Genomic DNA, 23508 nt, shown 5'->3' with positions numbered 1-23508 from the left:
TGCGCCGGGCCGGTCAGGCTGCGCGAGAAAGCTCCGCCTCGGTCGAGGGCGCGTCGAGGAATTCGCGCAGCGCCGCCACGCTCTCGTCGGCGTGGGTAAGCAGGAACAGGTGTCCGCCACCCTCGATGATTTCGAGCCGCGAATTGCGGATGGCCGAGGCGAGGATCTTGCCGTTGACGAGCGGAACGATCTGATCGTCATCGCCCATCATGATCAGCACTTCCTTGTTCATGAAGGGAAGGGCGGGGAGGCTGGTCCAGCCGAGCATGGCGATCAGCTGGTAGAAATAGCCACGCGGAGAGGGCGGCTTGAGACGGCCGATGTGGCTGTCCTTCTGGTGTGCAGCCCCGTCCTTGTCGACACCGCCATAGAGAGTGGCGAAGTGCTCGTTCATGAATTCGGGATCGATGTAGCGGCGCGGGTCGGCCATCTTGGTGAGTGCGGCCGGATTGCCCGGCACCATCAGCATCCCTGCCGTGGTCGCTGTGAGGACGAGCCGGCGCGTGCGGCCCGGATGCTGAAGCGCGAAGTGCTGCGCCATCGCGCCGCCCCACGAGACGCCCATGACATCGACCAGCTCGATGCCGAGCCGGCCGAGGATCTGGGCCGCGGTCCAGCACATGGTGAAGGGGTTGTAGGGCAGCGTGGGATCGGGGCTTTCGCCCGTGCCCGGCATGTCGAACATCACGAAGCCGCGCTCGGTCAGCATTTCGGCGAGCGGCGCGACTGCCTCGATATTCGCTCCAATGCCGTTGAAGAACAGCATAGGCGGGTGATCGCTCGGTTCGTCCAGACGCCAGTGGGCGACGCGAAGCCTGCGACCGCCGACATCCATCATCTCGACCGTTGCGGTCATCTCGTTCTTCGTTTTTGCATTCACGCGATTTGTGTCCCGAATGGCTCTCAGCAGGGTTCCATAACGTATTTTCCGGGGGCGGGGTCCAGAGGCGGATAGGCCTTGTTCCCCGTTTTCGCCGGTGCCTTCTTCTTCTTGCCCGAACGTTCCTGAACCCAGTTCATCCAATAGGGCCACCAGGACCCTGCGACTTCCTCGGTGCCTTCGAGCCACTGGTCGGCGGTCTCGGGCAGCTTCTTCTTCGGATCCTTCTGGATGTAATACTTTGCCTTGGGGTTACCCGGAGGGTTCAGAATCGCCTGCATGTGCCCGGAATGCGACAGGACGTAAGTGATGTCCTTCGATCCGAAGAGGCGGGTGGAGCGGTAGGTCGCCTTCCACGGGGTGATATGGTCGGTCACGCCGCCGAGGATGAAGAGGTCGCTCGTCACCTTCGACAGGTCGATCTTGTGGTCGACCATCTCGACCTCGCCCTTCTTGGTGAAGGCGAGCGTTTCGAACACGGTCAGGAAGTCGCCCATCAGCGCGCCCGAGAGGTTGGTCGCATCGGCATTCCAGAACAAGACGTCGAAGGCTGGGGGGTCCTGTCCGAGAAGGTAGTTGTTGATGACGTAGTTCCAGATAAGGTCGTTCGGGCGCAGCCACGCAAAGCCGCGCGACAAGTCGTCACCCTTGATGACGCCCTTCTTGGAGGCACGGCGGCGCGCGAGGGCGAGTCCGTTCTCGCTGACGAGCGAGCCTGCCTCGATGTCGTTCTGCTTGGGGTGGAGGACACAGACCATCAGCGTCAGGCTGCCGAGGATATCGTCCTTGTCCGAGGCGAGCTTGCTCGCGAGCATGGCCGCGGTCTGGCCACCCGAGCAGCCGGCCGAGACATTGACCTTCTTGCTGCCGGTAATCTTCGACACCGCCTTCATCGCCTCGCGGCAGGAATTGACGTAATCGGCCATGTCCCAGTCACCCTGCTCGGGCGTCGGGTTTTTCCAGCTGATGACGAAAGTCTGGATGCCGTTGTCGACCTGGTATTTGACCACCGACTTCTCCGGCGAGAGGTCGTTGATATACATCTTGTTGATTTGCGGCGGGATGGTGAGCTGCGGTACTTCGTACACTTCGTCCGTGGTCGGCGCGTAATGGACCAGTTCCATCATCTCCGTACGCAAGACGACATCGCCTTTCGACGTCGCGATATTCTCGCCCAGCTTGAACGGCTTCTTGTCGACCTGGCTGACCATGCCCTTGTTGTGGACCATATCGTCATAAGCGTTCTTGAGCCCCTTCACGAGCGAGAGGCCGCCGCTGGTGATCGCCATCTTCTGCGCCGACGGGTTGCCGACCAGCGTGTTGGTGGGCGCGAGGCTGTCGATGATGATATTGGAGATAAAGCGCGCGCGGTCCTTCTCCAGCTCGTCCAGTTCGAGGTCTTCTAGCCAGCGCGAGGCGCCTTTCTGGACGGCGAGGTAATATTGCATGCCGGCGCGCATGAAGGGGTTGTACTGCCACGCCGGGTCCTGGAAGCGGCGATCCTTCTTGTCGGGTGCGAGCTCGCTCTTGCCGGTCATGATCTTGAGCATGTCTTCGCCCATCGCCTGGCTGTGCTTCATCAGGCGCTGCGGGTCGGAAGCCGTTTCGCGCAGCATCACCGCCACCGCGCCGAAAATATCCTCGCGCGTCAGGCCGATGAGCGGGCCGAGGGCGCTGGTGTGCTGGGCAGCTTCGTCTTCGAGCTTGGGCATGGGCGGGTCTGTCCTCTTTTATGGCGTTTCAAGCTGAACGAGTGGTGCGACCCTGCCGTTCCGAATGGCTACCTTAGCGTGGCAATCATGCTTTCGATATTGACGAATTTCTCGCGCGGCGAGCCGTCGCGTGCGGCGGCGTTCTCCGCTTCCTCGATTTTCTGCCAGTCGCGGAAGGTGACGATGTCGAGCCCGCGGTTCTCGGCAAGTTCATCGAAACCGTCGCGCCCGCGTTTGCGTGAGCCCATGCCGATGTCCTCGGCGACGAGTTCGATGACGGCATAGCCGTCGGGGCGGTTGGTGCCGATTGTCCCGGTGGGGCCACGCTTGGCCCAACCGACGCAGTAAAGCCCCGGAAGGATGCGCCCGTCGTCATTGGCGAAGCGACCGGCGCGTTCGTCGAAGGGCACTCCCTCGATGGGCGAGGAGCGATAGCCGATGCAGGTCACGACAAGGTCGGCGGGTATCTGATAGGTTTCGCCAGTACCGACAGCGCGGCCCTTCTCGATGGTCGTGCGCTCGACTTCCACAGCAGTCACCTTGCCTTCTTTCCCGACAAACCTATTGGGGTTGGCAAAGAAATCGAACTCGATGGTGATGGGCGTCTCGCCGTGGATGCTCTCCGGAATGGCCGCGAAGTCGCGCAGCAAGGTCACCGATTTGCGCAGGCCCGGTTCGAGGATGGCATCGTCGTCCTCCGGCGGGAGGTCGGACTTGTCGACATAAGGACTAGCGCGTTCGAGCTGCATGAGTTCGCCCAGTTCCTTCGGGGTCATCATAATTTGATGCGGTCCGCGACGTCCGAGGATCGTCACGCTCTCGAGATTGGAGTTGCGCAAGGCGTCGAGTGCGTGGGCCACGATGTCCGAGCCTTCCATCTCACCCTCTGTCTTCGAAAGGATACGTGCCACATCGAGCGCGACATTTCCCATCCCGACTACGACTGCGTGCTTGCCCGAAAGTTCGGGTTCGAGCGCCGCGAACTGCGGGTGGCCATTGTACCAGCCGACGAAGGCCGCGCTCCCGAAGACATTGGCGAGGTCCTCGCCCTCAAGTCCCAGTTCGCGGTCATGGGGCGCGCCGGTGGCGAAGATGACGGCGTCGTAGAGTCCCTGCAGTTCGGCGACCGACACATCCTTGCCGACGTTCACATTACCCACGAAGCGCACATTGTCGGTCAGCGCGGTCTTCTCGTAACGCAGCGCTACCTTCTTGATCGACTGGTGGTCGGGAGCAACGCCGGTGCGAATGAGACCATAAGGGACCGGCAGGCAGTCGAACACATCGACGCGGACATCCTCCCCCCATTGCTTACCCGCAGCTTCGGCGGTGTAATAACCTGCGGGGCCCGAGCCCACGATGGCGATATGGCGCATTGACGACCTCTCCCAGCCAGCGGGACGCACCATGCCGCGCAGTGGCGGGTGTGGCAAGCGGGGCCGCACATCCGCAGTGTCGCGCCCATACAATGGTTATGCGTTTGGTAAGGATTTTCCCTTAGCCCCCGGGAGCACACAGGGAGCAACAGGCAGTTCACGCTGCCGGGTCGGGGCCAAGGGCTTAATGGCAGGATTCTTTTCGAGAAACGCGAAGGCCAGGGACGTCGATGTTGGGGATGCGATTGTGCGTCCCATCGCGGCCGATGACCATGCGCGCCGTATCGAGCTCCTCGACAGCTTCGAGACTTCCGGCCTCGGCTGGTTCTGGGCGACCGACCATCAGGGCCGCATCATCTATCTTTCGGAAAACGCCAAGACGCGTCTCGGCTTGGAAGATGACGATATCATCGGGAAACCATTGACCGAGCTTTTCCTGTCGTGTGACGGGTCTGGTCAGACTGACGATATCGAGAAGCGACCGCTCGCCTATTACCTCGGCGCACGCAACTCGATCAGCAAACTGCAGGTGAAGCTGCCCGTACGCGGCGAAGACCTGTACGTCGAAATCGCCGGGAAGCCGCATTTCGACAAGCGCAACCGCTTCAACGGCTATCGCGGTAGCGCGAAGGACGTGACGCAGATGCGCGAAACGCAGCGCGATGCCGAACGCCTGTCGCAGTATGATTCCCTCACCGGGCTCGCGAACCGTCACCGGATGCAGACGCAGCTCGATGCAAAGCTGAAGCACTTCCGCAAAGACAAGCGTGTCTGCGCGCTGATGATGCTCGACCTCGACCGGTTCAAGCAGGTGAACGATACGCTCGGCCATCCGGCTGGCGACGAATTGCTGAAGCAGGTTGCTGCCCGGCTGGGACAGATTTTCGGCCACCGCGGGGAAATCGGGCGGCTGGGCGGAGATGAATTCCTCATCATGCTTCCCGACGTAGACGACCGCGGGGAACTCGGCGACCTTGCGGCGCGCGTCATCCAGATGATTGCGCAGCCTTATTCGGTGAACGGATCGCGGGCTATCATCGGGGTGTCCCTGGGGGTTGCAATTGCTCCCTATGACGGTCTCGATGCCGAAGAACTGGTCAAGGCTGCCGACCTCGCACTTTACGCAGCCAAAGGCGGTGGCCGAGGGCAGTACCGCTTCTATTCCAGTGACCTCAAGGAAGGCGCCAAGCTACGCCGCCTGCTCGAGGAAGACTTGCGCGATGCGCTCCACAAGGATGAGCTGGTCATGCACTATCAGCCGATCGTGAAAGCCAATGATTACAAGCTTTCAGGTTTCGAAGCTCTCATCCGCTGGGAGCATCCGGAGCGAGGTTTCGTATCTCCGGAAATTTTCATCGCCTGCGCCGAGGACATCGGCATGATTGCCGAAATCGGCGAATGGGCTCTGCGCAAGGTTTGCGAACAGGCCGCCGAATGGCCGGTCGAATTGCGCGTGGCGGTCAATGTGTCGCCGACCCAGTTCGTGACCGACGGTTTTGTGGAGATGGTGCAACGGGCCCTGCAAGGGTCCGGTCTGGCACCTGACAGGCTCGAACTCGAAATTACCGAGAGCGTCTTTGCCGGTGACGACGAGCATACTCTCAGCATCTTCAAGGAGCTGAAGGAATTGGGTGTCCGGCTGGCGCTCGATGATTTCGGCACCGGCTATTCCTCGATGAGCTATTTGCGCAATGCGCCGTTCGACAAGATCAAGATTGACCAGAGCTTTGTCCGCGGCTCGACCGAGGAAGGAAACAACAACTCGGCCATCATCAGCGCGATCGTGAGCCTCGCCAAGGCGCTAAAAATGGAAACGGTAGCTGAAGGCACCGAAACCAAGGACGAGCTTGAACTCGTCATCAAGCGTGGTGCGAGCCACATTCAGGGTTACATTTTCTCCCGTCCGATTACGAACGAGGAAGCGCTCGACCGTCTCGAAAAGGGCGAACTGGAATACGAGCCACGCGGACCGGAAAAGTATCGTGCAGAGCGCAAGACGGTGCTGCGCAAGATCGGTGTCATCCATGATGACCACCGGTACAAGGCCGTGCTGCGCAATATCTCCAAGAGCGGTGCGCGTATCGAAGGTCTCGCAAATGTCCCGGTTGGCACCGAGTTCGTGCTCGACCTTGGCGACGGCCAGCTTGCTGTCGCCACCGTTCGCAATTCGCGCAAGCACGCGCTGGGCTTGGAATTCGAAACACCTCTTATCAGCGACGGCGCCGATGGACTTTGCACCCGCCACCGCGTTTCCCCTTACGCTATCGAGGCGGCAGGACGTCCTCTCGCAGCGCTTCCTCGCGACGCCTACGGCATGTTGCAGGACAGGCGCGCGCCAACAACTGCGTCGATCCCGCGCTTTACTGAAGTCGACACTTCGAAAAGCTGATTTCGCAGGGTCTTAGCGGAGCGTTTTTCGCCCCGCGTTAGGCCTATGCTAACCATTTCTGACTAGTCCGGTTCAACCAAACGACGCTTCGACGAGGTTGAGAGCAGATGGGGGCCATGCCCTTCACCGAATTCTTCAAGGGCAAGAAGCCCGCTGAAACCGGGGAAGACGGCGCCCGGAGCATTCCGCCCGCGCCAGAGTTTTCCGGCTCGGACAAGCTTGCCATCGTCGAACAGCTCGAAAATTCCGGCGTCGCCTGCTTCTGGGCTACGGATGCCCGGGGTGTTTTGAGCTATCTCAGCCCGGCCATTTACGAGCGCTTGGGCCGCAAGGCTGCCAAGGCCTTCGATACGCCGCTGCAACACATTCTCGAGCCCGTTCCGGGTGACGGCGATGCCCGTTCGCTGGGGCTCAAGCTGGGCACGCGCAAAAGCTTTGCCGGATTGACTGTAGAGACGGGCGACGAGAGTGCAGACCTCGTGCTTCGCATGTCGGGCCGTCCGCTCTACGACCAAAACGAGGAATTCGTCGGCTTCCGGGGCACCGCGACCGACATCACCGAAGAATATCGCAGCCAGGAAGAGGCCAGCCGCCTCGCCAAGTTCGACTCGCTCACCGGTCTGGCCAATCGCCACCGTATGGAGCACCGCATCGATTCCACGCTCCAGACTTTCCGCAGCGCCAAGCGAGCTGCTGCGCTGCTCATGCTCGACCTCGACCGCTTCAAGCAGGTCAACGATACGCTGGGCCATGCGGCTGGTGACCAGCTGCTGCAGCAGGTTGCCGAGCGCCTGAACCAGGTCATTGCCGGTCGCGGCGAAATCGGGCGTCTGGGTGGCGATGAATTCCAGATCCTCATCCCCGACATGGATGACCGCGGCGAGCTGGGCGAGATCGCCAAGAAAATCATCCAGATGCTTTCGCAGCCCTATTCGGTCGAAGAGGGCCGCTGCACCATTGGTTGTTCGGTCGGTATCGCGATCGCCCCGTATGACGGCGTCGAGCGCGACGAACTGACCCGCGCTGCCGACCTTGCGCTTTATGCCTCCAAGAACGGCGGGCGCGGCCAGTTCCGTTTCTACGCCGCCGACCTCGAGCACGAGGCCAACCTGCGCAAGCGCATGGAAGAGGACCTCGCCGAGGCTATCGAAGCAGGCAACTTCACGCTCGAATACCAGCCGTGCGTCGAACTGTCTTCGAACAGGGTCATCGGCCTAGAAGCGCAATATTGCTGGGAAGACGAAGAGCGCGGCCGCGTGTCGCAGGAAACCTTCATCCCGGTGGCCGAAGGCAGCCGCCTCATCATCCCCATCGGCGAATGGGCACTGCGCAAGGCGTGTGAAGAAGCACGCGAATGGCCGGACAGCCTGCGCCTCTCAATGAACATCTCGCCCGTCCAGTTCGAATCTCAAGGGTTCGTGGACATGGTCGAGAAGGTTCTCAAGGAAACCGAGTTCGACCCCGGACGCCTTGAACTGGAACTCGACGAATCCGTCCTCCTCGGTGATGCATCGAAGGTCGACGCTGCGTTGGGACGGCTGTTCAAGCTTGGCATTCGCCTGACCCTCGACCAGTTCGGCACAGGGCTGTCTTCGCTCAGCTATCTGCGCCGCGCACCGTTCAATGCACTCAAGATTGGCGCGAATTTCTTCGAGCCGGTCATGGGCAACGACTTGGGCGACATGGAACTCGTCCGCGCGGTTGTCGCTCTGGCTGGTGCCATGGGCATGGAAACCGTCGCGACCGGTGTTCACGCCATGAAGCTTATGGCGGAATTGAAGAAAATCGGCGTCGGCCAGGTTCAGGGCTTCGTTTTCTCTGAGGCCATCAGTCACGAAGCGGTGATGGAGGAAATCGCGCAGGGCGAATGGACGCTCGAGCCGACCGACCAGGGCAGCCAGCGCGCCAGCCGCCGTACCGTTTTCCGCAAGATTGGTCTCATCCACGAAGACCATTATTATGACGTGACCTTGCGAAATCTCTCACGTTCGGGCGCCATGATCCAAGGGCTTGAAGACGTGCCCGCTGGCACGCAGTTCGTGCTAGACTTCGGTCAGGGCCAGTTGGCTGTTGCCACCGTGCGTCGCTCGATGGACGATACACAGGGCGTCGAGTTCGAACAGGAACTGGTCGATGACGGCGCAGGCGGGCTTTGCACGCGCCATCGCGTCAATCCCTATGCTCTTGCTGCAGCTGGCGCACCGCTCACTGCATTGCCACCGGGAAAATACACGCAGGCTCCGCAGGCGCCGGTCGGCAGCTTCGCGCAGTTCAAGCTCTCGGCAAATGCGCCCAAGCAGGGCGGGGGACCGCAGGAAGGTCTCTGAGCCCGCGCTTTGCTGCTGACAGGGCGTTGCAGCGCGGCTAAAGGGCGCGGCAACATGACTGATCTCTCCAAAATCCGAAATTTCTCGATTATCGCTCACATCGACCACGGCAAGTCTACGCTGGCCGATCGGTTGATCCAGTTCTGCGGCGGGCTGACCGACCGCGAGATGTCCGAGCAAGTCCTTGATAACATGGACATAGAGAAGGAGCGCGGCATCACCATCAAGGCGCAGACCGTGCGCCTCAACTACACCGCCAAGGACGGCGAGACCTATGAGCTCAACCTCATGGACACGCCCGGCCATGTCGATTTCGCCTATGAAGTCTCCCGCAGCCTTGCCGCCTGCGAAGGCGCGCTGCTGGTGGTGGACGCGGCGCAGGGTGTGGAAGCCCAGACCCTCGCCAACGTCTATCAGTCGATCGAGCACGACCACGAAATCGTCCCCGTCATCAACAAGATCGACCTTCCCGCCGCCGAGCCGGACAAGGTCAAGGCGGAGATCGAGGACATCATCGGCCTCGACGCCTCCGACGCCGTCCTCACCAGCGCCAAGTCCGGCATTGGGATCGAGGACACTCTCGAAGCCCTCGTCGCCCGCATCCCCGCTCCCAAGGGCGATCGCGACGCTCCGCTCAAGGCCATGCTCGTCGACTCATGGTACGACCCCTACCTCGGCGTCGTCATCCTCGTGCGCGTGATGGACGGAGTCATCAAGAAGGGCATGGGCGTCAAGTTCATGCAGGGCGGCACCCAGCACCTCATCGACCGCGTCGGCTGCTTCACCCCCAAGCGCGCCGACCTGCCCGAGCTCGGCCCCGGCGAAATCGGCTTTATCACCGCGCAGATCAAGGAAGTCGAACAGGCCCGCGTCGGTGACACCATCACCACGGTGAAGGGCGGGGCGGAAAAGGCGCTGGCCGGCTACAAGGAAGTCCAGCCCGTGGTCTTCTGCGGCCTCTTCCCGGTCGACGCCGCCGATTTCGAGAAACTGCGCGAAAGCATCGGCAAGCTGCGCCTCAACGATGCCAGCTTCAGCTACGAGATGGAAAGCAGCGCCGCGCTGGGCTTCGGCTTCCGCGCCGGCTTCCTCGGCCTGCTGCACCTGGAAATCATCCAGGAACGCCTCTCCCGCGAATACGACCTCGACCTCATCACCACGGCCCCATCCGTGGTCTACCGCGTCCACCTCGCCCACACGAAGACGGAGGACGCCAAGGTCATCGACATCCACAACCCTGCCGACTGGCCGGACGTGAACCGCATCGACATGATCGAGGAACCGTGGATCAAGGCGGTGATCTACACGCCCGACGAATACCTCGGCTCCATCCTCAAGCTGTGTCAGGACCGCCGCGGCATCCAGACCGACCTGACCTATGTCGGCGGCCGCGCGCAGGTGAGCTACGAGCTGCCGCTGAACGAGGTGGTGTTCGACTTCTACGACCGTCTGAAGAGCATCAGCCGCGGCTATGCCAGCTTCGATTACGAGCAGATCGGCCTGCGCGAAGGCGACCTCGTGAAAATGAACATCATGGTCAACAACGAGCCGGTCGACGCGCTATCGCTGATCGTCCACCGCAGCGTGGCGGAAGAGCGCGGCCGCGGCATGTGCGAGCGCCTGAAAGACCTCATCCCGCGCCATTTGTTCAAGATCCCGATCCAGGCCGCAATCGGCGGCAAGATCATCGCCCGCGAAACCATCGCCGCCCTGCGCAAGGACGTCACCGCCAAATGCTACGGCGGCGACATCACGCGCAAGAAAAAGCTGCTAGAAAAGCAGAAGAAGGGCAAGGCAAGGATGCGCGAGTATGGCAATGTGAGCATCCCGCAGGAGGCGTTCATCGCTGCGCTGCGGATGGGTGAGGAGTAGGCCTCAATCGAGAGACGCGCGAGCGCCCTTGAGGTGGGAATCTCCTCTAAGCTCGGGGCCAACCACACAGTCCACGATAGGCGAATGCTGCGTCATTGCAGAGAAAGGGACAAGAATCCAAAGGCGCATCTCGCTTGTTTGATATGGGCTGATTTATTGGAAGATCTCTCAGTCGCTCGTAAAGATTCATCAAATACTCAAGGGCTTGAGCTTGCGATGACCTAACTTTTGTGCTGTCCAAGCGGAATGAAAAAAGAATACCAATCTTGGGCGGACGTCGGTCTCGACGACCTGTTTTTTGCCTACCGGAAAGCTAAGGTAGACTGCTTCTACGAATTGTCGGTTAGGGTTGCTGAGAAGTTTGTTCTTTTTGAGCAGGAATTGGTTGAAAATCTCACCAAGCTTCTTTCAGATTTGCAGACCGGAAAAATCGACGAGGTTCTAGCTCGCGGTATGGGCGAGCCCGCAATATTTCCCAAGAAACTATCAGCCAAATCCAATGACAATTCGCATGAATTGCATACATTTTTCTCCGACACCAAGCGGTCCTTCAATCGGCAGAAAAAAAACGGACTGAAGCCTGAGTTCCGAATAATCGGCGATTTTTCCGTCGAAGTCCATTTGCTTTCTGCCCTTTGGGTTAACCTCGTGGGTCATAAATTCGACGCCAAACTTAGTCAGAACGCATTAGCCTCCCGATTGCGCCGATATCGGCAGGATCCGCTTGGGCACGGTATCGGAGACTATCATTTAGAGGCACTTGGTTCATTCGAACCGTACTTTCAGCCCTATCGCAAATGGCGCGATGAGGGGCTGGAAGCAATTGAGGAAAGTTTAAAGCGCGAACAAGGGGTGGTTGCACTCACTCTCGATGTCAGCAATTTCTACCATCGTATTGACCCTAAGTTTGCCGTTCATCCGGATTTCCTTGGATATATGGAATTAGAACTGGATGAATTTCAAACTTACTTAAATCAGAAAATGGTTTCGGCGCTTTCTCAGTGGTCGGAATTGTGCGCCTTTAAACTACGTGAATTGGGCGCGGATGATGATGTCTGTGGGGGGCTGCCTATCGGTCTATCTATCGTCCGCCTTCTATCGAACGTACTTCTCGCTTACCTTGATCGCGAGATGACTGAGCACGTGTCTCCGGTTTACTATGCTAGGTATGTTGATGACATCTTTCTTGTTCTAAAAGATAATGAGGGTTTCGATGACCAGCATGATGTGTGGCACATGCTTGAACTTCGACTTCCCTTTCTGAAGAGAGACAAATCTTCGGGCGCTGTGCGGCTAAACCTACCAGCCTGGGGAAAAAAATCTACTTTGGTCTTCAAACCCGAGAAGCAAAAGTGTTTTTTTCTTACTGGTGCTTCCGGCCTCGATCTGTTGGCGAGCATCGCTTCTCAAATCCGGGAGGTTTCAAGCGAACGCCGTTTGATGCCGCTGCCAGAACAATTGGATCAAACTCAATCAGCAAAAGCACTCACAGCTAGTGACACAGCTGATGAAGCAGACAGTTTGAGACGGGCTGATGGTCTCACATTGCGGCGTTTAGGTTGGTCAGTCTTGCTTCGCTCTATTGAGGTCCTAGCTCGAGACCTTCGTCCGGCTGACTGGGAAGTGGAACGTCAAAGGTTCTACGATTTTGCGCACAACCACGTAATTAGACCCGATAAGATCCTCGAGCAGCTTGACCGATTGCCCCGCCTCTTTTCCGTCGCGATATCTTTGTCGGACTGGAAACCAGCCCTGCGCATATACCGAAGCACAGTATCCGCGATCTTCGAACTGCAGGAGGCGGTCGCCTCATCTACGATGGCGGTGAATGGATATGATTGCGGAAACACTCGAAACTCTGTTTGGGAAGAAACGCGAGAGCAGGTCCGCAAATATTTTCACGAAGCTTTTTTCCGCTCAATTTCGATCGCGCAAAAGGAACCTCGGGCACGAGCATTTCAAGCTTTGTTGCAAGATCTTGATATAACCTACTCGAAGCTTCAGCAGCTCGCGCTGCAAGCGCATGAATCTGACTGGGCGCGACGTTCCTATAAGGACCACATTAAATTTGACGCTCAGCGCCACGCACCATCGCAGCAGCAAGAGGACATGCTTTATGGTCGATACGATCAGGAAGAATTACTTCGACGCTTTCTCGAACATTCGAACCGGCCAAACGAACTTGAGCCATGTAGTCGAGTAAATAGTCAAATTGACAAAATTCCCTACGACTCCTTAATTCCTTTTTTGTTTCCGACAAGGGCGTATACACCGGAAGAGATTGCGCTTTATCTACCCGAAGAATGTGTATTCGGTGATCCGATCGTGGTTGCTCATTCGTGGGCCGATTACACGCGCGCAGTTCGGGGAGTTTGGATTAGGAGCCCGCTAGCCGATGACATGGCTAAGGAAGTTAGTTCGGACACGACCAGCGAGGCAAGTGCCGGGGGCGGTCATTTGGGCCGTGATATTCCGCGCAGCCCATACGATATCGCTCCTCCAGAGAAAATTGTTATTGAAGATGGCGGGCGAGAGCGGCCCATTAAAATAGGTATAACAAGCTTCAAGACTAGTGATAAAACTTGGGCGATGGCTGCAGCAAACAAGCCGGACTTGTCTCCACGTCGGTATCGAGCAATCGCCTCTATTGTTAATGCCGCGCTTAAGGAGAGGGAAAGACCGGATTACATCGTATTTCCTGAACTATCCATTCCGGAGAAATGGGTGTCGACAATCACAAACAAATTGCGAGAGGGAAATATAGGATTAATTGGCGGCCTAGATTATAACCACTATCCAGTTAATTTAGTTGAAAGTTCGGCGGTAATTGTACTGGACGATCGCCGTCTTGGGTACTCGAACGCACTGCAAATTCGGCAAAGAAAGTCGCAGCCTGCCCCCGGTGAGGAGAAAAACTTACTGCACTACCACAAGAAGAAATGGAATCGACCGGCCAGTGATCCGAAGCCAGTGTATATTCATAATGGTTTTAACTTTTCTGTGTTGGTGTGTAGTGAATTACAGAATGTGAATTATCGAAAGCACCTACAAGGGCATATAGATTGTCTGTTTGTGCTATCTTGGAATAAAGACATTGAGACATTTTCGGCGCTAGTCGATTCTGCAAGTTTGGATGTACACACGTACGTCGCGCTTTCGAATAACTTGCGATACGGTGATAGTCGTGTGAGGAGACCGGCAAAAAAGTCTCACCATCGCGATGTTTGTCGTGTTCGGGGAGGGCTTAACGATCAGCTAGTTGTCGTCGAAATTGACCCAACAATTCTTCGCCAGCAACAGAGTAGGGGAAAGCGTTGGCCTGAGCTTTCGGATAAGTATAAGCCAGCTCCAGAAGATTTCAGAATTAGCGATGAGCGTGAGACTATTCCGGAATAGGTGAGCCTCGACACTCGTCACTCCCAACCCTCATCCTTGATCCCCCGCCAGCGCGGGTTCTCTTCCTCGCTCTCCTCCACAGCGCGCTTGCGCCAGTCGGGTGGAGGTAGGGCGGCGGTGTCGTCCTCTTCCTCGTCGTCCTCGCTTGCGTGGGCGTCGGCATAGGAGGGGTGTTCCGGGTCGTTCCACCATTGGTAGCCGGCTTCCTCGTCCTCGCGCTGGCAGCGGAGGAATTCGTCATGGGCGGCGCGGGTGCGGGGGCTCATGGCGAGGAGGCGGCGCTCTGCCATCTTCGACAGCTTCTCGTTGATGGAGTGGATCACCGCGTCCTCGTCCTCGTCCCGGTCGGCCCTTGCGGCGGCGGCCCGTTCGTCGTCCCACTCCTTTCGCCACTGTTTCTTGAGGCGCTCCATTTCCATCTTGCCGACGGCGTTCATGCCTTTTGCGCGGCCCTCTCCGAACCGCTCGGGCGCGCGGTTTCTCAGCATGAACATGAGCAGGCGGTCGTTATAGGAAATGCGCGTGCCGACGAGTTGGCCGTAGGAGTACACGGGCACCTCCACTCCGTTGAGCGCGCGGTCCATGGCGACGTCCTCCACGCGCTTCATCCCGAAATCGAGTGCGGCTTCCCAGGCGGCGGCGAATTCCTCGGCCCCGGGCTGGCGGCGCAAATGGTAGGCGCCGTGGGTGGAGCGGTTCACCTTGCGGCAGGCGGCGGCGACGCTGCCGGTATCGGCCAGCGCCTCGATGAAGGCTTGCTGGACGTGGGGTTTCCACCCGTTGCTGCGGTCCTTCAGGCGCGGAACCGGGGTGAAGGCGGGCAGGGTGGTGAGGGGTGCTGGCTGGTCGGACATGCGGGCGCTCCCAATCGCGAAACGGCGAGGGGGTGTGGCGCGGGAGGAGCCCGGTAGGAAAGGGGAATAGGGGAGGGGGTGGGGGTGTCCTTGTTTTTCGCACCCGCATCCGCGGGCGCGTCCTCGCTAGACGTGCAGCAAGCTGCACCCGCTGCGGGCGGGCGGTCGCCGTTGACCCGCTACTGCGGGTCAGCTTCGCTTCGCCGGGCCTCCGCCGGCCCGGTTTCTACGCTACGTTGCGCGGAGTCTCGGGTGAAGCATCTTCCGAGCGGCGGCGGGGGTCTGCTGCGGTTTCGAGGTCGCCGGCGTGGACGAAGCGGTCGCGGCCCTGGCGCTTGGCTTCGTAGAGCGCGTCGTCGGCCACGCGGTAGAGGGTGCGCCAGGCGCGGTCGTCTTCCAGGGTGCCCTCGGCGATGCCGATGCTGACGGTGACCTGCCCGCCGTGGGGCATGGCGGCCTCGCGGATTTCGGCGAGTAGCTGGGCGGCCTTGCCCGCAGGCAAATCCTCGCGCGTGCCGAGCAGTGCGAATTCCTCGCCGCCGAGGCGCGCGGAGCTGACATTGTTGCCGGCGTGGCTGTCGATAAGGCGGGCGACTTCCTGCAGCACCGTGTCGCCCATATCGTGGCCGTGGGTGTCGTTGATGGTCTTGAACCGGTCGATATCGATGAGCAGCAGGCGAGACGGCGCATCGCCGCCCAGCGCCTCGGCAAAGTCGAGCAGCGCGCGGCGGTTGAGCAGGCCGGTGAGCGGGTCGGTCAGCGCCAGCGTCTGGCTCTTGCGCTTCAATAGCAGCAGCTCGACCACCTGGTTGTGGTGGACGTTGATCATCCGCCACTGGAACAGGCCAGCGAGGCCGAGGCTGACCGCAGCAGCGATGTCCAGAACCGAACCGGTGAAAATCAGCAGCGCGGAAATCGGGACGATGTCGATAAGGAGGTGCATCGCGGCCGCCGCACGGATGCTGGCGACGCAATAGGCGGTGGCGAGCGAGCCCATCACCAGCATGACGGGGAAGTGCAGCCGCTCGGTCCCCTCGACGCTGAGGAAGGCGGCGATGGTCCACACGGTGCAGATGAGCGCACCGATGAGCGAGGAGAGCCAGCTCTCGATGATGAATTTTTCCGCGCGCCACGGCTTGGTGGCGAACTGGTTGTCCTTGCGCAGCTGCACAATCCCGGTGAGGCAATAAAGCGCCATTGCGACGGGCAGGACCCACTTCACGAACGGACCCGCGCTTTCGGGCGTGATCATTACGGCAAAAGGCGTGGTGATGAGCAGTGCGACGAACAGCATGCGAGCCTGCTTCTGCACTTGGCTGGCGGCAGCGACCACGTAATCCACGCGCACATCGTGCGGCAAATCGGGAATCGCGACATCGCGCAAGAAGTTGCTGAACCTGCTCATGAGTATTCGATAGTCCCCCAACGCCTAAACAACCCTTAAACAAGTCGTTTGTTGGCGATTTCTTCCAGTTACTAAGCGGCCCGTTAACCCTTGTCGAGTTAGCGGAGCACTGAAGTCAACAATCACGGATGAATTCCCACATGGCCCAGCAGGCACCGGTCGCTCCGAAGCTTCCCCAGAACACCCCCTCTTCGGAGATGCCTGCAAGGAACGCCCAGCTTGCGGCTAGCCAGGCTACCTACGAGTGGACCGATAGCGTTCCGGCGGTCGACGGAGTGCCGGTTGTGAAAGTCCTGCCAAAGGACGAGAGACCGTCTCTGGAATGGTGGCTGAAACTGCTGAAAATCGTGATCGAACTGGCGAAGAACCAGGTCGAGGTCGAGGCGGCGCTGATCGAGCAGGGCCTGTCGAGCCTCGATACGGCGCTGCTCGCTGCCGACCGCGCAGTCATCGCCGCCATCGAGAAGGACGTCGAAGCCCTCGAACTCAAGATCGCCGGCGATCTTTTCGGACACAAGGGGCTTGCCGCCCTCGCGACTGATGCGCTCCACATGGTCGAAGCCGAGATTGCGACCGCCGACCTTCAGAACCACGCAACGAAGCTTAAAGGTATTCTGGAACTGCGCGGCGCAACCAAGGCGGCGCTGGGCACCGAGCACCCGCGGTCGCTGCAGGACTATCTCGACAACTTCAAGTCCATACCCGTACCCGGCATCGCCTACACCTTCCAGGACGACCTCGAATTCGCGCATTTGCGCGTGGGCGGGCCGAACAGCGTGCTGATCGAGGCAGTGAAGCAAGTCCCCCAGGGCTGCGCGGTCACCGCAGAGCAATACGCCTCGGTTGTCGCGGGCGACACGCTCGAAGCCGCTCTGGAGCAAGGCCGCCTGTTCCAGTGCGACTATTCGCCGCTGTCCATTATCGAACCGGGCGAGTGGGACGGGCTGGCCAAATACCTGACCTGCCCGATTGCCCTCTTCGCCGTGCCGCCGGGCGGGGACAGCCTCGTGCCGGTCGCCATCAATTGCGACCCCTCCAACGCGGCCAGCCCGGTGATGACGCCGACGATGGAGAGTGACAGGGCGTGGGGCTGGGAAATGGCCAAGCTCGCCGTACAAGTGGCCGACGGCAACTATCACGAGCTCTTCGCGCATCTTGCCCGCACGCACCTCGTCATCGAGGCGATAGCGGTGGCCACCCATCGCCACCTTGCCGAGACCCACCCGCTCAATGCGCTCCTCGTGCGCCATTTCGAAGGCACCATGTTCATCAACGAGGCGGCGGCGACCAGTCTCATCACGCCGGGCGGCCCCATCGACCATATCTTTGCAGGCACGATTGCGACGAGCCAGAAGGCGGCAGTCGAAGCGCGGCTGAGTTTCGATTTCGCCAAAAGCATGCTGCCGCAGGACATCGCGGCGCGCGGCGTGGGGGCGGATACGCCGCTCGCCAATTATCCCTATCGCGACGACGGGTTGCTGGTGTGGGGCGCTATCGAGACATGGGTCGGCGAATACGTACGGACCTATTATTCGCAGGATGGCGATGTCACGGGCGACACCGAGTTGCAGGCCTGGGCGCAGTCGATCGTTTCAAGCGGCAAGCTCAAGGGCTTCACCGCGCCCGCCACCATCCAGGATGTCATCGACCTCGTTACCATGACTATCTTCACCGCCAGCGCGCAGCATGCCTCGGTGAACTTCCCGCAGAAAGCCATCATGGAATATGCGCCCGCTGTGACAGGCGCGCTGTGGCAGGCGGCACCGGATAACGAGAACGGCAATACCAAGCCCGAGTGGCTCGCCATGATGGCGCCCGAGGCCTTGGCGCTGGAGCAGCTCAAAACGCTCTACCTGCTTGGTTCGCTCTATTACCGTCCGCTCGGCACCTATCTCTCGCCGCAATATCCCTATCCGCAGTGGTTCCAGGACCCCAAAATCATCGGCGAGGAGGGGCCGCTGGCGCGCTTCCAGGCAGCTTTGGCGAATGTCGAAGAGCAGATTGTCGCGCGCAATGCCGAGCGCCGCCGGCCCTATACCTTCCTGCTGCCCAGCCTCATCCCGAGCAGCACGAACATCTGACCTGCATGCAAGGAAAGGCCCGCTTGGACGAGAAATCCGAGCGGGCCTTTTTTGTTTCTGTTGCGAGTGCTCGTCAGCCCCCTGCCATCGCCTCTGTGATTGAATTGAAGACGTCGACCAGATTGAGGCCGAGCGTCTGGAAGGCAATGATGGCAGCCACTGCAATCAAGGCTGCAACGAGGCCGTATTCGATAGCTGTGGCACCCTGCTCGTCGCGCAACAGCGCGGTGAAGCGTGAAAGCTTGGTCATGTTTTCCCCTGTTGCCCTCCCGCTTGGTTTCGGCTCGCCGGGTGGGATGTCCTGCGCCATCGCTAGGGAGGGGCGGGTTAAGGGAAGTTACCCATTGCTGAGTTAATGCTCCGGTAGGGTTTTGAACCGCCTACTGGAGCTCTTATTCAGGCTATCAAGGGCGCGTCTGGCCGTCGCCGTGGACGAGGTATTTGAAGCTGCACAGCTGCTCGAGACCGACCGGACCGCGGGCGTGCATCTTGCCGGTGGCAATGCCGATTTCCGCGCCCATGCCGAACTCGCCGCCGTCGGCAAACTGCGTGCTGGCGTTGCGCATGACGATCGCGCTGTCGATGCTGGTCATGAACTGCTTCGCCGCTGCATCGTCCTCGGTCATGATGGCGTCGGTGTGATGCGAGGAATGTTCGCTCACCCAGTCGATGGCCTGTTCGAGACCATCGACCACCTTCACCGATGCGATGGGGTCGAGATATTCGGTGTTCCAGTCGGCTTGCGTTGCAGGCGTGATGCTGCTGTCGATGGCGACGGCTTCCTCGTCACCGCGCAATTCGCAATCGCTGCCCATGATGGAGGTGAGGCGGGGGATGAAGTCCTTCGCCACTGCGCGGTCGACCACGATGCTTTCGGTTGCGCCGCAGACGCCGGTGCGGCGCAGCTTGGCGTTGCGGATGACTTCGGCTGCCTTGTCGAGGTCAGCTGCCTCGTGGACGTAGCTGTGGCAATTGCCGTCGAGGTGGAGGAGGGTGGGGACACTCGCCTGGTCGCGGACCAGTTCGACGAGGCCGCGGCCACCGCGCGGGATGACGAGGTCGACATATTCATCGGCCTTGAGCAGGGCGGCAACGGCTTCGCGATTGGTGGTGCCGACGGTCTGGACGGCATCTTCGGGCAGGCCTGCTGCCGCGAGCCCCTTGCGCATGCAATCGACGATGACGCGGGTCGAATGACGGCTCTCGCTGCCACCGCGCAGGATGACGGCATTGCCACTCTTGAGGCACAGCGCGCTCGCGTCCGCGCCCACGTTCGGGCGGCTTTCGTAAATCATGCCGATGACGCCGATAGGCACGGCGACACGTTCAATCTTAAGGCCGTTCGGGCGATCGAAGGTCGCGAGGCTGCGGCCGACGGGGTCGGGCAACTCGGCGATTTCTTCCAGCGCACCTGCCATGCCCTCGATACGGTCTTCGGTCAGCTTGAGGCGGTCGATGAAGCTGTCGGGCTTCTTGCCTTCGACGCTCTTCACGTCTTCGGCATTGGCTTCGAGCAGTTCAGGCATTGCTTCGCGCAGCGCCCTGGCGGCCTCGCGCAGCGCCGTGTTCTTGGCATCGGTGCTGGCGGAAAGCAGGCCTTGTGCAGCCTTGCGGGCGTTCTGGCCCAGCGTGGTGATGTGGATCTGCGGGTCTAGGGTCTGATCGGTCATAATTCTCTCTTGGTCGTGGGGGCAGGGCAGGAGGCGCTTGGGGTCAGCGCAACTCTACGGCCCGGTCGTAGCAGGCCTGCAGTGTAGCATGCATGCGGTCAGTAAGGCCATTGTCGCCGTTGAGCGCCTTCAAACCAGCGGCGGTCGTGCCGCCCTTGCTGGTCACCGAATTGCGCAGTTCTTCGAGGCTGGCCGCACCCGGTTCGCTGGCCATGGCGATGGCACCGCCGATGGTGCCGAGGACCATGTCGCGGGCTTCTTCCTCGCTGAAACCTTGCGCCATCGCGGCCTCGGCATAGGCACGGGCGATTTCGAATACATAGCCCGGGCCCGAGCCTGCAACGGCGGTGACGCGGTCCAGCTTCTCTTCGCTGTCGACGGTAACGACCGTGCCAGCGCGCTCCATAAATTCGACCGCGTGCGCCATGTGGGCATCACTGGCGTGGGGACCGGCGACCACGCCGCTCACTCCGCGGCCGACTGCGGCGGGGAGGTTCGGCATCACACGGACGACGGGCTTGTCGCCCATCAGCTTTGACAAACGCTCGGCGGAATATCCGGCGGCAATCGAGATGACGTATCCGCCCTCGGCAAGGTTGCCCGAATAGCCCGGCATCACGTCGTCGAACATCTGCGGCTTCACTGCCGCAACGATGCAATCGAAGCGCTGGTCGGCGATTTCGGAACCATCGCGGACCAGTGTGACTTTTTCAGGCAGGTCGCTGGCCATGGGGTCGACCACGGTGATTGCCTCGGGGCCGGAGACCCATTGGGAAAGTAAAGCGGAACCCATTTTTCCGCATCCTACAATAAGAATAGAAGTGATAATTTTAGAATTCCGTTTCCGCGCTGGTCGCGCTCTGTGTAATTCTTGGTCTTGTGTTAAATCGAAATAACGTGAGGGTAAGTCGCAAGCTATTCACGGCTGTTTACTTACTATTTCTTGCGCATCCGATATTTCCGAAAAGGCGGTTGTGCACTGCACCATCCCTATCTATATTGCCTCCCAGAAATTTCAAGGCAGATACATTTTTTATATATGACCCAGAATCGCAACATTGTTGTCAAGATTGGCTCGGCGCTCCTCGCAAATCAGGAACTGCTGACCCCCCGATATGGTTTCCTCCAGCGCCTGCTCGAAGACGTCGCAACGCTTCGCGCGCAGGGGAACGATGTCATCCTGTGCTCCTCCGGCTCGGTGGCGCTTGGCCTCCGCATCATCGGGGAAACTCCCGAAACCGCGGGGATATCCGACAAGCAGGCAGCCGCCGCCTGCGGCATGCCGCTGCTGCTCAACGCCTACAAGCAGGTCGGGCACGAATTCGGGTTCGAGATTGCACAGGTCCTGCTGACCCTCGGCGATTTCGAGGACCACCGCCGCTTCCTCAACACGCGCAACACCGTGGCGCGGCTTCTGGAATCGGGCATCATGCCCATCGTCAACGAGAACGATACCATCACCACCGAGGAAATCCGCGTGGGCGACAACGACCGGCTCGCGGCCAAGGTCGCCCAGATGGTCGGCGCGACCGACCTCATCATCCTTACCGGAGTGGACGGTCTTTATGACCGCAATCCCGACGATCCCGACGCTGTCTTCATCCCCGAAGTGACCGATGTCGGCCCTTATATGGAAGCCACCAAGGGCAAGAGCACGCTGGGCACTGGCGGCATGGAGACCAAGCTGCAGGCGGCCAACATGGCGCAGGAAGCAGGTGTCACCACCTGGATTGCGCAAGGCGAGGTCGACCGTCCGCTGTCGACCGTCATCGATGGTAGCCGCCGCGCGACCAAGGTCTTGCCGCATCCCAACCCGCTTTCGGGGTGGGACAGCTGGATTGCCAACCGCCTGCAAATGGCCGGCAGCCTCGTCATTACCGACGCGGTCGCCGATGCGATTGCCAAGGGCGACAGGCCCATCAAGCGCGCCGACGTCATCTCGATGGACGGCGATTTCACGCGTGGTGACGTGCTCCACATTTACGACAGCAAGGGCATCGAACGTGCCCGCGGATTATCTGATTTCACCTCGGAAGAAATCCGCGTGATGACGCACAATCCCGACACCGACGCCGAGCAGCTCTTGGGCTACAAGACACGTGGCGAAATCATCCGCAGCAACAACCTCGTCATGCTCGAAACGCGCCACCTCCTGTGGGATGCGCCAGAGGGTATCACCGAGGACTGAGCGCATACGTGGATTTCGGCGAGAACTTCACTTGGCGTTCAGCGGGGTGCTGGCTATAGGCTCGGCCCTATGACGACCAATTCGCGCATCAGCCGCTCTCTCGCCCTCGGCACGCTCGCTGCCTCGACCGTGTTCCTTGCCGCCTGTGGCGGCGGCCAGTCGCGGCCCACGGACACGGCTTATGTCGCGCGCGATGTCGAAAGCCTCTATGCGCAGGCCAAGGAAGATCTCGACCGCGGTCGGCCCAATATCGCGGCCGCGCTGTTCGACGAGGTCGAGCGCCAGCATCCCTATTCGCCCTGGGCCCGCCGCGCGCAGCTGATGAGCGCCTTCAGCTACTACGTCGCTGGCGATTACAACAAGTCGATCCAGGCCTCGCAGCGCTTCCTGTCGATCCACCCGGGCAACAAGGACGCGCCTTACGCCTATTACCTCATTGCGCTGAGCTATTACGAGCAGATCAGCGACGTGCAGCGTGACCAGAAAATCACCGAGCAGGCTCTGACCGCGCTGCGCGAAGTGAACCGCCGTTTCCCGCAGACGCAGTACGCGTCGGATGCGCGCCTCAAGATCGACCTCGTGCAGGACCATCTTGCGGGCAAGGAAATGGAAATCGGCCGCTATTACCAGCGTTCGGGCAAGTGGATTGCCGCGCAGATCCGGTTCCAGAACGTGGTCGATACCTACCAGACCACCAGCCACGCTCCCGAAGCGCTTTATCGCCTCGTCGAAAGCAGCCTCGCGCTCGGCATTCCTGCCGAAGCGGTGAAGTACGCCGCCGTCCTCGGCGCGAACTATCCGGGCAACGAGTGGTACGAAAAGGCCTACGAACTGGTGCAGGACCACGCGCCGGGCCTTACGCCGAGCTGACCGCCCGGCGAGGGCCGTCGCTCCTCCCGAAAATTTTCAGTCGGACCTTGAAACCAGACGCGTCCTGGCGCATTTTAGTCATGCGGACCGGGCCCCTCTGGCGTGCTGCCTAGTGCTCACGTGATGTCGGACCGCATCGGACAACCGATGCGCGCTGGCAGGCCCTTCTTCCCCTCCCTCCCAGCTTGTTGGCCCATCGGCTGTCCGATCGAACTCTATTCGATTTCGGAGACAGAACATGAAGGCCCGCACTTTTACACTGACCCAGATCCACCAGCGGATTGACGAGCGCCTGCGCATCGAATTGCGCAAACGCGTTCCCGATGTGGTCGAGATATCTCGTCTCGAATTGATGAAGCTGCGCGTCAAACATGCGCTGCGGCGCCTGCTGGCGCGTCCGATCCCTGCCTGAGCGCAGGTCAAGGGGCCGTCGCCGGCGCTCACTCCATCGCGCCGGTGGCGGCTTCCCGCACGAAACTGAAAAGACT

General features: G+C 60.2%; 16 protein-coding genes. 8 read left to right on the top strand and 8 right to left on the bottom strand.

From position 1 onward, the window contains the following. Positions 1-13 precede the first annotated feature (13 nt). The 3 genes from K3152_RS04815 to K3152_RS04805 form a co-directional block, all read right to left on the bottom strand. Entirely contained in the window at positions 14-856 is an 843-nt protein-coding gene (locus K3152_RS04815) for an alpha/beta fold hydrolase (protein ID WP_247713145.1), read from the bottom strand. A gap of 47 nt (positions 857-903) precedes the next feature. Beyond that, positions 904-2592 (bottom strand): PHA/PHB synthase family protein, encoded by a 1689-nt coding sequence (locus K3152_RS04810; protein WP_221572868.1) that lies wholly within the window; start codon positions 2590-2592, stop codon positions 904-906. A 68-nt stretch (positions 2593-2660) separates the two neighbouring features. Continuing rightward, a complete protein-coding gene (locus tag K3152_RS04805) occupies positions 2661-3968 on the bottom strand; it encodes an FAD-dependent oxidoreductase (protein ID WP_221572866.1) in 1308 nt (435 codons plus the stop codon). Between the two features lie 247 nt (positions 3969-4215). Between K3152_RS04805 and K3152_RS04800 the strand changes: the two genes are divergently transcribed. From K3152_RS04800 to K3152_RS04785, 4 genes are all read left to right on the top strand, one after another. After that, the gene (locus K3152_RS04800) at positions 4216-6357 is read left to right on the top strand and encodes an EAL domain-containing protein (protein WP_345719761.1); all 2142 of its coding nucleotides are present in this window, start codon (positions 4216-4218) and stop codon (positions 6355-6357) included. Between the two features lie 116 nt (positions 6358-6473). Next, positions 6474-8684, top strand: coding sequence for a putative bifunctional diguanylate cyclase/phosphodiesterase (locus K3152_RS04795; RefSeq protein WP_247713144.1), 2211 nt, complete (start codon positions 6474-6476; stop codon positions 8682-8684). Positions 8685-8738: 54 nt separating this feature from the next. Next, positions 8739-10556, top strand: a complete 1818-nt coding sequence (lepA, locus tag K3152_RS04790) for a translation elongation factor 4 (RefSeq protein WP_221572859.1) — start codon at positions 8739-8741, stop codon at positions 10554-10556. A 246-nt stretch (positions 10557-10802) separates the two neighbouring features. Beyond that, complete coding sequence (locus tag K3152_RS04785) at positions 10803-13952, top strand: hypothetical protein (RefSeq protein ID WP_221572857.1); 3150 nt, start codon at positions 10803-10805, stop codon at positions 13950-13952. A 17-nt stretch (positions 13953-13969) separates the two neighbouring features. Here the strand turns inward: K3152_RS04785 and K3152_RS04780 are convergent, their stop codons facing one another. Continuing rightward, on the bottom strand, positions 13970-14806 hold the full coding sequence (locus tag K3152_RS04780) for a hypothetical protein (protein WP_221572855.1): 837 nt from the start codon (positions 14804-14806) through the stop codon (positions 13970-13972). 226 nt (positions 14807-15032) lie between these two features. Further along, a complete protein-coding gene (locus tag K3152_RS04775; protein ID WP_221572853.1) occupies positions 15033-16211 on the bottom strand; it encodes a GGDEF domain-containing protein in 1179 nt (392 codons plus the stop codon). Positions 16212-16351: 140 nt separating this feature from the next. Here K3152_RS04775 and K3152_RS04770 point away from each other — a divergent pair, with 140 nt between their 5' ends. Continuing rightward, positions 16352-18292, top strand: coding sequence for a lipoxygenase family protein (locus tag K3152_RS04770; protein ID WP_221572850.1), 1941 nt, complete (start codon positions 16352-16354; stop codon positions 18290-18292). A 73-nt stretch (positions 18293-18365) separates the two neighbouring features. Here K3152_RS04770 and K3152_RS04765 read toward each other — a convergent pair whose 3' ends face one another. The 3 genes from K3152_RS04765 to K3152_RS04755 all read right to left on the bottom strand — a co-directional run bounded on the left by K3152_RS04765 (position 18366) and on the right by K3152_RS04755 (position 20773). After that, on the bottom strand, positions 18366-18542 hold the full coding sequence (locus K3152_RS04765; protein ID WP_221572849.1) for a Flp family type IVb pilin: 177 nt from the start codon (positions 18540-18542) through the stop codon (positions 18366-18368). 154 nt (positions 18543-18696) lie between these two features. Continuing rightward, on the bottom strand, positions 18697-19992 hold the full coding sequence (locus K3152_RS04760; protein ID WP_282098344.1) for a glutamate-5-semialdehyde dehydrogenase: 1296 nt from the start codon (positions 19990-19992) through the stop codon (positions 18697-18699). Positions 19993-20005: 13 nt separating this feature from the next. Further along, complete coding sequence (locus K3152_RS04755) at positions 20006-20773, bottom strand: pyrroline-5-carboxylate reductase family protein (RefSeq protein ID WP_345719766.1); 768 nt, start codon at positions 20771-20773, stop codon at positions 20006-20008. A 228-nt stretch (positions 20774-21001) separates the two neighbouring features. Here K3152_RS04755 and proB point away from each other — a divergent pair, with 228 nt between their 5' ends. From proB to K3152_RS04740, 3 genes are all read left to right on the top strand, one after another. After that, complete coding sequence (proB, locus tag K3152_RS04750) at positions 21002-22150, top strand: glutamate 5-kinase (RefSeq protein WP_221572847.1); 1149 nt, start codon at positions 21002-21004, stop codon at positions 22148-22150. Positions 22151-22219: 69 nt separating this feature from the next. Beyond that, the gene (locus K3152_RS04745; RefSeq protein WP_221572846.1) at positions 22220-23020 is read left to right on the top strand and encodes an outer membrane protein assembly factor BamD; all 801 of its coding nucleotides are present in this window, start codon (positions 22220-22222) and stop codon (positions 23018-23020) included. A gap of 238 nt (positions 23021-23258) precedes the next feature. Further along, positions 23259-23432, top strand: a complete 174-nt coding sequence (locus tag K3152_RS04740; RefSeq protein ID WP_221572845.1) for a hypothetical protein — start codon at positions 23259-23261, stop codon at positions 23430-23432. The last annotated feature ends 76 nt before the right edge of the window (positions 23433-23508 follow it).

Origin of the sequence: Qipengyuania polymorpha, assembly GCF_019711435.1 — a bacterium.
GTDB classification, from domain to species: Bacteria; Pseudomonadota; Alphaproteobacteria; order Sphingomonadales; family Sphingomonadaceae; genus Qipengyuania; species Qipengyuania polymorpha.
The sequence above is the reverse complement of the archived record's forward strand: the minus strand, read 5'-3'. Positions and strand labels throughout refer to the sequence as shown.